This window comes from Asticcacaulis sp. (assembly GCF_027484505.1).
Classification (GTDB): domain Bacteria; phylum Pseudomonadota; class Alphaproteobacteria; order Caulobacterales; family Caulobacteraceae; genus Asticcacaulis.
Genome location: NZ_JAIXSV010000048.1, coordinates 1 through 12041 on the forward strand (window position 1 = coordinate 1; position 12041 = coordinate 12041).

9 protein-coding genes are annotated in these 12041 nt (G+C 60.0%); 1 reads left to right on the forward strand and 8 read right to left on the reverse strand.

Features of this window, described 5'->3' with window-relative positions; all coding sequences use genetic code 11:
* Nucleotides 1–294: 294 nt before the first annotated feature.
* The 8 genes from Q0072_RS02290 to ugpC all read right to left on the reverse strand — a co-directional run bounded on the left by Q0072_RS02290 (nucleotide 295) and on the right by ugpC (nucleotide 11323).
* Nucleotides 295–3234, reverse strand: coding sequence for a TonB-dependent receptor (locus Q0072_RS02290; protein ID WP_298325122.1), 2940 nt, complete (start codon nucleotides 3232–3234; stop codon nucleotides 295–297).
* A gap of 331 nt (nucleotides 3235–3565) precedes the next feature.
* Complete coding sequence (locus Q0072_RS02295) at nucleotides 3566–4408, reverse strand: 2-keto-4-pentenoate hydratase (RefSeq protein WP_298325126.1); 843 nt, start codon at nucleotides 4406–4408, stop codon at nucleotides 3566–3568.
* Nucleotides 4405–5583, reverse strand: coding sequence for a glycoside hydrolase family 88 protein (locus Q0072_RS02300; protein ID WP_298325129.1), 1179 nt, complete (start codon nucleotides 5581–5583; stop codon nucleotides 4405–4407). The genes Q0072_RS02295 and Q0072_RS02300 overlap by 4 nt, the downstream gene beginning before the upstream one ends.
* Nucleotides 5571–7109, reverse strand: coding sequence for a glycoside hydrolase family 28 protein (locus tag Q0072_RS02305; RefSeq protein WP_298325134.1), 1539 nt, complete (start codon nucleotides 7107–7109; stop codon nucleotides 5571–5573). The genes Q0072_RS02300 and Q0072_RS02305 overlap by 13 nt, the downstream gene beginning before the upstream one ends.
* Nucleotides 7106–8407 carry an ABC transporter substrate-binding protein gene (locus Q0072_RS02310; protein ID WP_298325137.1) on the reverse strand — a complete coding sequence of 434 codons (1302 nt, stop codon included), beginning with the start codon at nucleotides 8405–8407 and terminating at the stop codon, nucleotides 7106–7108. Before Q0072_RS02310 ends, Q0072_RS02305 begins: the two co-directional genes overlap by 4 nt.
* Nucleotides 8408–8411: 4 nt before the next feature.
* Nucleotides 8412–9290 (reverse strand): carbohydrate ABC transporter permease, encoded by an 879-nt coding sequence (locus Q0072_RS02315; protein WP_298325141.1) that lies wholly within the window; start codon nucleotides 9288–9290, stop codon nucleotides 8412–8414.
* A gap of 1 nt (nucleotide 9291) precedes the next feature.
* Nucleotides 9292–10191, reverse strand: a complete 900-nt coding sequence (locus Q0072_RS02320) for a carbohydrate ABC transporter permease (RefSeq protein WP_298325143.1) — start codon at nucleotides 10189–10191, stop codon at nucleotides 9292–9294.
* On the reverse strand, nucleotides 10184–11323 hold the full coding sequence (gene ugpC / locus Q0072_RS02325) for a sn-glycerol-3-phosphate ABC transporter ATP-binding protein UgpC (protein WP_298325146.1): 1140 nt from the start codon (nucleotides 11321–11323) through the stop codon (nucleotides 10184–10186). Before ugpC ends, Q0072_RS02320 begins: the two co-directional genes overlap by 8 nt.
* 254 nt (nucleotides 11324–11577) lie before the next feature.
* Here ugpC and Q0072_RS02330 point away from each other — a divergent pair.
* Nucleotides 11578–12041 (forward strand): RpiB/LacA/LacB family sugar-phosphate isomerase (locus Q0072_RS02330; RefSeq protein ID WP_298325149.1); only part of this gene is annotated, 464 nt, incomplete at its 3' end.

A 12041-nucleotide genomic window follows, 5' to 3' on the forward strand; every position in this document is an offset into this window, starting at 1 on the left:
ACGAAGTGGGGAGGTGGCAGCGAGCGAAGCGAAGCTGACGGAGGGGTATAACCGTCCGTAAGATACCCCTCCGCCTCGTAAACTCGGCACCTCCCCATAAAATGGGGAGGAGGAAGATCTCAAACGTTAATTCGTCACCACAGCCTAGAGCCTCATGCCGAAAAGTGGACACCACTTTTAGGAAAAACATGAGGCGTTAGACATAATTAGAGCATTCGGCGGCTCAACTTAGCCGACGAATGCTCTAAATCAGAAGGCTGTTGAACGCTTACGCTACTTTACACTCTGGCCGCCTTAATACTTGTAGCGCAGGCCCAGATAGTACTGACGACCCGACTTCGAGTAGTCGTAAAGCAGGTCCTGCGCCGTATTGCCCTGCACGGTGTTGTAGGCAATGAAGCGGTCATCGGCTTCGTTGGTCAGGTTGATCCCTTCCAGGATGAAGGTCAGGTTCTTGTTGATCTGATAGGTGACCTGAGCGTCGATATTGAAGGTTTCGTTCTTGCCCCAGAAGTCGGCCGACGAGCCCGGATTGAGCTGCGACAGGTAGCCGTCACGATAGGCAAAGGCAACACGACCCGACAGCTTGTCGTCTTCGTAGTAGGCCGTGATGTTCCACGCCTTGGGCGACAGACCGAGCAGGTTGGCGCGCGTCGTCGTCGTGGCCGTGGCCGAGGTGTAGTAGTTAATCTGCGACTCGACATTGGTGTAGTTGATGATACCACCCGTGTGACGCAGGAAGCCCGGCAGGAAGTGGAAGGGCTTTTGCAGCGAGATTTCGTAGCCTTTCAGCTCACCGCCCGGCGTGTTGACGGGCGTGGTGACGGTATAGGTGACGTCCGCCGCTTCGCCGAAATCGGCCGGATTATAGCCGTAGTCCGACAGCTTGGCCTGGGTCTGGCGCTGCTGGATGTAGGACTTGATGTCCTTTTTGAACAGGGCCACCGTAAACAGGGTGTCCTTATCGACGTACCATTCGGCCGAGAAGTCGAGCGTATTGGCGCGTACCGGATCCAGAGCCGGGTTACCCGTGGTGATGGTCTTGTTCGTCGTGCTGACCGAACCGCCACCCGGAATGATCGACAGAAGCGTCGGACGCGCCATGGTCTTGGCGGCGGCAAAGCGCAGATAGACGCTCGGCACCGGCTGGATCATCAGGTTGAACGACGGCAGATCGTCCTTATACGAGCGTTCGACCGTCGTCAGCTTGAAGCCGGTAGCGGTCCCGACGATACCCGTCGCCACCAGATTGGTTTCGACCTGACGCGTACCGATATTGCCGCGATAGGGCAGGCCCGCGATCTCACCGCTGAAGTCGGCTTGCAGGAACCAGCCATTGTCGGTTTCGCTGGCGACGCGGTTATTGGTGCGCGACGACGAGTTGGTCGAATTGGTGGTGAAGGTGCCCCAGCTATTGGCGCAGTTACAGTCATAGCCAAAGGTCGAGCGGATCAGGTCAAGATTGGGGATCAGATAGGTATTGCCCGCCACCGAAACCGTCTGGCTGTATTTGGCGATATTACTGTTGATTTCCGTGACGATATTGCCACTGGCATTTTCATTACGCGCATTGACGTCAGTGGTATAGCGCCCGGATTCCGTCGAGTTGAAGTCGTACTTCTTGGTCGAAACGCCCGCCTTGATCGTCACATTATCGGTGAGGTCAAACTTGGCATCCAGCCGCGTGGTGGTGAATTTATTCGTTACCTGCTGCGGACGCAGACGGATCAGCGAGGCATCGCCGCTCGCCGTGCTGGACGAATAGGTCCAGTAGCAGGCCTGATCCGGCGTACAGCCATTCTTCGTGCTGTAATTAAACTTCGGCGCCGTCATGTCGGTGAAGTCGTAGGAATAGCCATCGACATCATAGGATTCGAGCGTGAAGGTCGTTTGTTCCGGCGTGTCCTGCACCGATTTCGACGAACCGATCATCAGCTTGGTCGAGAAGCGCTCACCCCAGGTCTGATCCCAGGTCAGGTTGCCCTGGGTGAAGGTGGTGGTCAGCTCGTCAAAGCGGTGTTCCGAACGGATATCGACATCGTTGAACGAGGCCTTGGTGATGGTGCCCTTATCGTCGATCGTATAGTCGTAGATGTCCGTCTGAGGGTTCCCCTGACCACTGCGGCTGAAGGAAATGGCTTCGATTTCCCACTCGTCGCGGTTGGCCCCGAACTTGGCGTACATACCGTCCAGCGAGATCAGCGTGCCTTCGAACGGGCGCATCTGGAACGAGCCAGTGACGCCGAGACGCTTCTGCTCGGTTTCAAAGTGGTTGAAGCGCGGGATGCGCGGGTGCAGCGAATTGGAGATCTTGGCCGCTTCGCCGGTCAGGGCCGGCTCCAGCGCCGAATTGGTGTTACAGACGCGCGTCGTGTTGGCGGGCGTCGTCCCACCGGTACAGGGCGTAATGGCCGTAAAGGTCTTGCCGCCATCCGTCGAGAAGCTCTGGAAACGTCCGATGTTCGACGCCGCATAGGCATTTTCCCAACGGGTGGTATTGGCGCCCTCTTCGATGACGGTACGCTCGCCATAGGCCACAGACAACAGGGCCCCCAGCTTGCCATCGGCCCAGCGGTTGGAGATCATGAAGGTGCCGCGCGGCTCGGTCTTGCCCGACTTGTCGTTATAGCCAAACTGCACCGACGAGGCCATGGTGAAGCCTTTGTAGTCGAACGGACGTGCCGTTTGCAGATCGACCGTGGCCCCCAGCGAGCCTTCATCGACTTCGGCCGACATGGACTTGCGCACCGTCAGCGAGTTGAAGAGGTCGGCGGCGAACACGTTGAAGTCAAACCCACGGCCACGGTTGGTGCCGCCCGACGAGTCCTTGGAACCCGTAGTGGCCAGCGCCTCAAGGCCGTTGATGCGCGTGCGCGAAAATTCGGAGTTCAGGCCGCGGACGGTGATCTGCTTGCCTTCACCGCCGTCGCGGTCAATCGACACGCCCGGAATGCGTTGCAGCGATTCGGCGAGGTTCAGGTCGGGAAACTGACCGATGTCCTCGGCCTTGATCACATCGACCATGTCGGTCGAACGCTTTTTCTCGTTGATCGCCGTCTGAAGGCTGTTGCGGAAACCGGTCACGACGACGGTTTCCACATCACCAGAAGCGGCCGGCGCGGCCTCCTGCGCCAGTGCGGGCATAGCCGCGCCCGTGGCGACCAACGCCAGAACGGATACGCCATAGCGGGCGATGGCGGACGCAGTGCGACTGTGGTTGGACTTGGTTTTCATCTTGTAACTCCCCGTTCGACCTGCTGCACGCTCTTGAGTGGCGCGCTGATCAGGCAGTGGACGCCCATTGAGGGCATGTTTTAATGTTGAAATGATACCGGTGTCAAACACGCATGGTAACCGGTGTCAGTGATCTCAGCTAGACACAGGCGCGCACAAAAGACAAGCGCCTTCGTACAGGTTGATTAAAAGGGTGACAAATCTGCCATAGGTACACTCCCGCTGATAGGACGCTCTGACGGCGCTTTTGCCGCATAGTCGGCGCGGCCCTTTAACAAAGGCTGAATAAAAAAGGCGGCGGCCTCACTGTGCCGCCACCGTGTCATAAACATCACGCGAGTTCGGGGCGCGCCTCGGTCAGGGTGACGGTCTTCAGGCGAATGTGTGTCGTTTCATGGTGCGGGCCCGCATAGGTCACCACCGACGACTGATCCGGCAGGATGTCGTGGATGCCGGTCGTCGCCCCCGATGAGATCAACTGGCCCTTTGTCAGCGGACGACCGCGCGCCGCCAGATGCCCGGCCAGCCAGCCGATGGCCTTCAGCGGGCCGCCCGGCATTGTGAACAGGCCGCCTTCGCCCACCACCTGACCATCGATTTCGGTGGTGGCGGCATAGCCCTTGACCACCGCTTCGCTCAAGCTCTCAACCGTGCTTGCGGCATCAAAGGCCGCCAGTTGCGTCCCCAGAATGAGGCCGAAATTATTGCCAAAATCGGACGCCACGACCGTCGGCCCCAGCTTGTTGATGGTCGGCAGCGGAGAGCCGGCCATCTCAACCCCGGCAAACAGCGCGTCGATCAGGCGCAGGGCCTCGACCTCGGTGTATTCGGTCTTGCCCGGTTCAGCATCGACGCCGATGCGGAAGACGAATTCGGCCTCGACCGCCGCAAACCCGTTTTTGAACACCGGGATTTCGACCTCGCCTTCGGAGGGTTTGAAGACCGTCTCAAAGATGGGGCCGGCCAGACGTTCGGTGCCGTGTTCGGCCTGACGCTCCGGCGCCAGACGGCCGATCTTCCAGCCGATCACCGGGCGGTCCCAAAGGCGGATCGCCTCTTCCTGAATGGCGTAGGAGTCCGTAAGGACCGCCGGAATTTGCCCCGGATAGTCACTGAGGGCGCGCGCCGCGCGGCGAGCGGAAACGAAATTCTGGGCAATCTCTTTGAGGCTCATTGGGGGTCCTTTGTGCGTATCCCTTCGGACAGGGCCCACATGAGGGCCCCCACGCCCTTGGGATCATTGGGGGTGATTTTTTCGGAAAGGTAGTAGGCGTAAGATCCGTCGCGATAGGGCACATTGCCAAGCCCGGCCACGCCGCACACACCATTGAGCGCCGACGGCGTCACAAAGCGCGCGCAAACGGCTTTCAGCGACTCGACGCCGGTACGGCCCGCGGCTTCGGACAGGATACCCAGACGCGCCGCCTTCATCAGGCCATAGGCGACCATCAGCGAGGCCGAGGCCTCTTCGTAATTGCCTTCACGCTGGCCCTGATCAACGACCTGATACCACAGGCCGTTGTCCGAGCGGAACTTGAGCAGGGCCTCAAGCGTGCGGCGGGTGATGTCGGCAATATCGGCGCGCAGGGACGGGCTGAACCCTTCGGAGGCCTCATAGACATCGACCAGCGCCCCAATCCACCAGCCCATGGCCCGGCCCCAGACATTCTGGGACAGACCGGTCTGTTTATCGGCCCAGCGCTCCGCCCGGCTTTCGTCCCAGCCGTGGGCATAGAGGCCATTGCCCCTTTGCAGGGTGTGATCGACAAAGCGGAACTGCGCTACCGTATCGGCAAACAGGGCTTCGTCCTGAGTGATGCGAGCGTATTCCGTCTGAAACGGCTGGGCCATAAACAGGCCGTCCAGCCACACCTGATGCGGATAGATCTGCTTGTGCCAATAGTTGCCGGACTGCGTGCGCGGATGGTCTTTGAGCTGCGCAAACTGCACGTCCATCGCGGTGCGAAAGCGCGCCTCACCGGTGATAGCGTAGAGCGGAAACAGGATCTTCCCGCCATTGACGTTATCGATATTGTATTCCTGCGGGTGGAAGGTCGGCATGGACCCATCGGGCAGGACGCGCGTGCGCATCTCACCCAGAATATAGTCAAGAAACACCCGGTCCTGCGTCACCTGATAGAGGTCGAGCGCCCCCTTCCACACCACGCCGTCTTCGTAGTTCCAGTGCGGGCGATAGGGTTCCCAGGTGCGGAAATAGCCGCTGATGAAAGCGGGCACGGCATCGCCAAAGCGCGCCAGAGACGTGGTTGTCTCAGGCGACAGATCGAACGGGCGCTGCGTTGTGGCCGCGGCGACATCGACAGGGATATTGTGTTTCAGGTCGAGCATGTGACGTTTTCCAGCGTAAGGGTTTCGCCGCTCTGGCCGTCGATGTCCAGCGCGTTTGTGCGAAGATGTCTGACATTGGCGATCAGGCCGCCCAGACGCGCCACGGGCGCAATCGAAGCCGCCATATCGGGTTCGCCGGGCTGCGCGTCGGGATCGAAACGCAGACGAATGTGGTCGAGCGTCAGGCCATCGACCGGCTGTTCCGGCAGGCCCAGCACGTAGAGGCCGGCATGACGCACACCCATGGCGTCGATATGGCTCAGGTGGATGTGGCCTATTGAGGGCGTACCGTCATCAACCGGGCGCGGATTTCGGTCCGCAACCTGTTCCGTCTTGCCGTCCGGATCGCACCAGTAGAAGCTGTTGATCACGAAGGCCGTACCCACCCCTTCCATGCGGATGTGGCGACAATCAAGGCGCTGTATCACGGCCTCACGGCCCCGGCCGCGCCGCGTTTTGAGACGGATGCCGCGATTTGTGTTTATAAACAGACAGGTCTGTACGGATACATCATAGACACCGGACGCCATCTCCGAACCGATGACGACGGCCCCGTGACCGTTCTGCATCCGGCAGTTGGAAATGCGCACGCGACGGGTCGGACGCACGCTGCGCCGCGCCATGCTGATCTTGCCCGATTTTAGCGCGATGCAGTCATCGCCCACGGCAAAATCGACACCACTGATGACAATGTCGGTGCTGCTTTCCGGATTAAGGCCGTCGGTATTGGGACTGTCGGCCGGGGCTTCGATGCGCAGGTCGGCAAAGGTCAGACCGCGCGACAGCAAGGGGTGGACCGTCCACGACGGACTGTTTCTCAGGGTCATACCGTGCAGTATGACCTGCTCGCATTCGACCATAAAAATCAGACGCGGACGCCAGCCGATAAACCGCGCCTTGGGTCTTTTCCACCATGTGTCGAATCCGGCCTGACCGTCGATCACACCGCGCCCGTAAAGCTGCACGTTCTGCGCAAACAACAGGTTGAACAGGGCGGCGTGGCAGGCCTCCGCCTCGCCTTCCCACGAACCGAGACAGGTGCGTTCCGCGCCCTCGGCGTCCGGTAATAGCCCCGGTAAGACCGGCCATTTCGCTATATCGCGGTGACCCAGCACTTCCGCGCCTTCGCACAGTTCGACAGCCATATCGCTTTTGAGGAACAGGGACGCGGTCAGGTAGCGCCCTGCGCTCAGTCGCACCAGCCCGCCGCGCGGGCAGGCCATCAGTGCCGCCTGAAGCGCCGCCGTATCGTCGCTGAGGCCATCGCCTCTGGCACCGAAGGCGCACGGATCAACCACGGCCTTGCACGCGGCGGTACGCACCACCAGCCGATCCGCCCCGACGCGAACTTCGTATGGGGTGTCCGGTCGCAGATCATACAGCGAAAAGACATTCCGGTCTGTCCGCAGCGCCACCACGCCATTCACCCACACCTCGCGCGGGGCATCCGCGGCCCAGATCGAGCCGTCATCGACCTCAAAGCTCAGGGCCGTCGGCAGGACAGCCAGACAGCGCAACCCCGTCATCGCACGACGCGGTGCAGGATGGCGTTGATGTCGTCATAGAGGCGGTCGCCGGCCTCGCGTTCGCTCAGGCGGCCATAGCCGAGCGCCTCCAGAATGTCCTGAAAGCCGTCGCGCACGCGCGGATGTTCGAACCATGGGCTCTCAACCACGTTGATCTGAGCGGTCGCCAGTTGCGCCTCACTCTGCCGCTGGATGGGCGTAATCAGCCCTTCCTTATCGAGCAGGGTGCGCGCCGCCTTTGACACCGGCACACCGCGTTTCAGGCCCATGGCGCGGATACCGTCCGGGTCATTGAGCAGAAACTCGATCAGCAGCGCCGCTTCGTCCGGGTAGGCGGTTTTGGCGTTGACGGCGAACATCATGGCCGGACGATACATCATCCCGGCATCCTTGGCGCCCGGCCGCAGCAGATAGGGGGCCAGCGCCAGTGTCTGCTTCCCGGCCAGCGTATCGCTATATTTGTCGATCGAGCTGTTCCACTGGAAGGTGCCGGCGAACTGGCCATTGATCCACGGCCGCATCTCCTGCTGCGCCACATTGCCATAGGAGGCGCGTACCTGCGCGCTGGGCCAGACGTGTTCGCGCGTCATGCGGGCGTAAAGGCCCGCAAAGTCGTACATGTCGGCCCGCGTACAGTTGAGCGATTTCGTCTCGGCATTGATCAGCGGCTGGCCCGTGCCCTGCACCACATAGTTGCGCGCCAGGGCGATAAACTCCAGAAACAGGCCATCGAGCGGATAATAGCCATTGCCCAGTTTTTCGCGGAACTGCGGCCCGCGCGCAAACAGTTCCTCCCAGGTCGTGGGCAGACTAAGGCCCGCCTTCTGATAGGTGGTCTGATTGAGGTAAAACAGGCGCGCGGCGTTCGACACGGCAATGGCATTGAGCACGCCCTTATTGGTGCCCATGCCGAGCGTGCGGGCATCAAACTGGCTGAGGTCGAGCTTGTCCGTCAGCTTGGTCAGGTCGTAGAAGCCCGTCCCGTCGCGCGAGAACAGGGTCTGCCAATACCAGTTGATCTGCATGACGTCGGGGGCGGTGCCCCCGGCGATCTGCGTCGTCAGCCGCTCCAGATGCCCGGCAAAGCCCGTGTATTCGCCGCGCACGCGGATGCCGTGCTTTTCCTCGAACAGGCGCAGCGCCTCAAGCGTCGCCTTGTGGGCCGAAGACCCGCCCCACCAACTCATGCGTAACTCACGCCCGGTTGAGGGGGCCGGGCGCGGCTTTGAGCAGGCGGTGAGCGCGGCGGCAGAGGCGCCCAGCAGAACGAAGCGGCGGTGAAGTCTGTACGCGTCCATCGCCCTACCCCTTCACCGCGCCAGAGGTGACGCCTTCGACGAAGTATTTCTGCGCCAGGAAGAACAGGATCAAAGAGGGGGCCAGCGCGATGGTGGACATGGCCAGAATCTCGTTCCATGAGGTCGCTTCGGTGACGTCGATGGACATTTTGAGCGCCAGCGCCACCGGATATTTTTCCACCGAGGACAGGTAGATCAGCGGCTGAAGGAAGTCGTTCATCGACCACATAAACTGAAACAGCGCGACCGAAATAATGGCGGGCAGGATGACGGGACAAACGATCAGGGTCAGGACCTGAAACGAATTGCAGCCATCCATCACCGCCGCCTCTTCCATATCGAGCGGCAGGGAGCGCATGAACTGGATGATCATGAAGACGAAGAAGCCCTCAGTGGCAAAGGCCTGCGGCGCGTACAGCGGCAGGTAGGTATCGAGCCAGCCGAATTCTCGGAACATCAGGTACTGCGGGATCAGCAGAACCGATTTCGGCAACAGGACTGTGGCCATCAGAAGGGCAAACAGCCACTTGCGGCCAGGTATGGCGAAACGCGCAAAGCCATAGGCGACGATGACCGACGAAATGACCGTGACAATCACCTTTGGCACCACGATTTTCATGGTGTTGAGAAGGTAGGTCGCAAAGGTATATTCGGTAGATGTCTTCCAGCCGTTGATAAAACCATCCGTGGTCGGACTTTTGGGAATAAAGCCCACGGACGAGAAGATTTCGGCGTTGTTTTTGAACGCCCCGCCGATCATCCACAACAGCGGATAGATCATCAGGAAGCCCACCAGAATCAGCAGGCCATAGCGCACGAAAGCATTGATCACCGGCAGATGTTTGCGCCAGCCGTGATCGGCCGGATTTAGCGAAGACGCCATCTCAGTGCCCTCCCTTATCGTCGCGGTCCTGCGCATAAAACACCCAGTGTTTCTGCGACCAGAAGGCCACCGCGGTGAAGACGGCGATGATGATAAACAGCACCCAGGACAGGGCCGAGGAATAGCCCAGATTGAAGTATTTGAACGCCTCTTCGTAGATCATCAGCGGCAGCAGATAGCTCGATTTGAGCGGACCGCCCGCAGTGATGATGTAGGGGCCATTGAACTCCTGAAAGGCCTGCACGATCTGCATGATGAAGTTGAAGAACAACACCGGCGTCAGCAGCGGCAGGGTGATCATGAAGAACTGCTTGAGGCGCGACGCGCCATCGAGATCGGCGGCCTCATAGAGGTCTTCGGGAATGGCTTTCAGCCCGGCCAGAAACACCACCATGGCTGACCCGAACTGCCACAGGCGCAAAAGCACGATGGAGAACATGGCCGTAGTAGGCTCCCCCAGCCAGTTGACACCGCCGATGCCGATACCGGCAAGCGCCTGATTGAGCAGGCCGTCACCGGCGAAAACGAAGCGCCAGACCACCGCAATGGCGACGCTGCCGCCCAGAATGGAGGGCAGGTAAAAAGCCGTGCGGAACAGGCCGATGCCCTTCAGCTTGAAATTCAGCACCACGGCGATGAACAGGGCGAAGGCCAGTTTCAACGGCACGGTGATAAAGACGTAGGCAAAGGTCACGCCCAGCGACTGACGAAACGTCGAGTCCGCCGCCATCTCGGTATAGTTGGACAGGCCGACAAAATTGGCCGCGCCCAACTGATCCTGAAGCCGCGCATCGGTCAGGCTAAGCACAAAGGAGGCGATGAACGGAAAGGCCGTGAACAGCAGAAAGCCGATCACAAACGGGGTAATGTAAAGGCTGCCGATCCACTTGTTGCTATACATGGACGGACTCGTCTGTCTTATCAGAAAAATCCGGCGACACGCCAATCGCCTGACCATCCTCGGCGAACAGATGCGCCCGGTTGAGGTCGATTTTCAGGCGCACTTCCTGATGGTTATAGAGCGCCGCCTCACCGTCCAGCTTCATGATCAGCGGCTCGCCCTCGCTGTCTTTCAGCGTCACATAGGCGAAGGTTTCCCCGCCCAGACGCTCGATCAGGATGACGTAGCCACTCAGGTGCGCCTCTTCGTCGGCCGCAGCCAGCTGCAGGTTTTCCGGGCGCACGCCAAAGGTCACATTGGCCCCTGCCGCGACCTGCGCCCCGACGCGCGGCACAGACAGAAGGGTCTGCGGCAAATCGAGCCCGACGGCGTCCGGTGACACCTCACGCACACGGGCCTTGATCGTATTCATGCGCGGCGACCCGATAAAGCCCGCGACGAACAGATTGGCCGGTTTACGATACAGATCAAGCGGCGAGCCCACCTGCTCGATGCGTCCGGCATTCAGCACCACGATCTTGTCGGCTAGGGTCATGGCCTCGACCTGATCGTGGGTCACATAGACCGAGGTGGCGTTGAGCTTGGTATGCAGGCGCGCGATTTCGACACGCATCTGCCCACGCAGCGCCGCATCGAGATTGGATAGCGGCTCATCAAACAAAAAGACATCGGGTTCGCGCACGATGGCGCGACCGATGGCGACGCGCTGACGCTGCCCGCCGGACAGGGCCTTGGGGCGGCGCTTCAGAAGATGCGTCAGTTGCAGGGTCTCGGCGGCCGCATTGACCTTGTGCTCGATTTCGGCCTTGGGCAGGCCCTGAATCTTCAAGGCAAAGGCGATATTGTCGAACACCGTCATGTGCGGATAGAGGGCGTAGGATTGAAACACCATCGCCACGCCACGCTTGGACGGGTGGGCGTAGGTGACATCGCGGCCGGCAATATCAATCTGGCCTGAGGTCGGCGTTTCAAGGCCCGCAATCAGGCGCAGCAGGGTTGATTTCCCGCAACCCGACGGCCCGACAAAGACCACCAGCTCGCCTTTTTTGACCTCCAGCGAGACGCCTTTGATGACCTCATGGCCATTAAAGGTCTTGCGCACATCCGTAAGTCTGACACTGTCAACCGACACGTTTCCCCACTTTTTAGCTGATTATTCTTGATTGCCTTCATGTGTAGGGGAAACCGGTGTCATTTTCAACGGTGATTATGCACACCGGCGAAAATTCCGGCTATGACAAAGGGCTGTCTCAGGTTAGGAAGCGCACAGCGACGTGCAAACGGTTTTCGGACCTTCATACGGCTTCGCGGCTTGCTGTCCCCCGCTTACCTCGCTATTGAAGCATTCACGCGCACATTCACGCAAAAACACGCAGGAAGACTTTTATGAAAATCGCACTGATCAACGAAAACAGCCAGGCTGCCAAGAACGGCATCATTTTCGACGCCCTGAAGACGGTCGCTGAGCCGCTGGGCCACACGGTTTTCAACTATGGTATGTACAGCGCCGACGATTCCGCCTCGCTGACCTACGTGATGAACGGCCTGCTGGCCGGTATCCTGCTGAATTCGAAAGCGGCGGATTTCGTTGTCACTGGCTGCGGCACCGGCATGGGCGCCATGCTGGCCTGTAATTCGATGCCCGGCGTGTTCTGCGGTCTGGTCATCGACCCGACCGACGCCTTCCTCTTCGGTCAGATCAATGACGGCAACGCCATCTCCATGCCCTACGCCAAGGGCTTTGGCTGGGCCGCCGAACTGAACCTTCAGGACGTCTATCGCAAGCTGTTCGACGGTGAACGCGGCCTCGGCTATCCGAAGGAACGCGCGCAGATCATGGCCAAGAACCG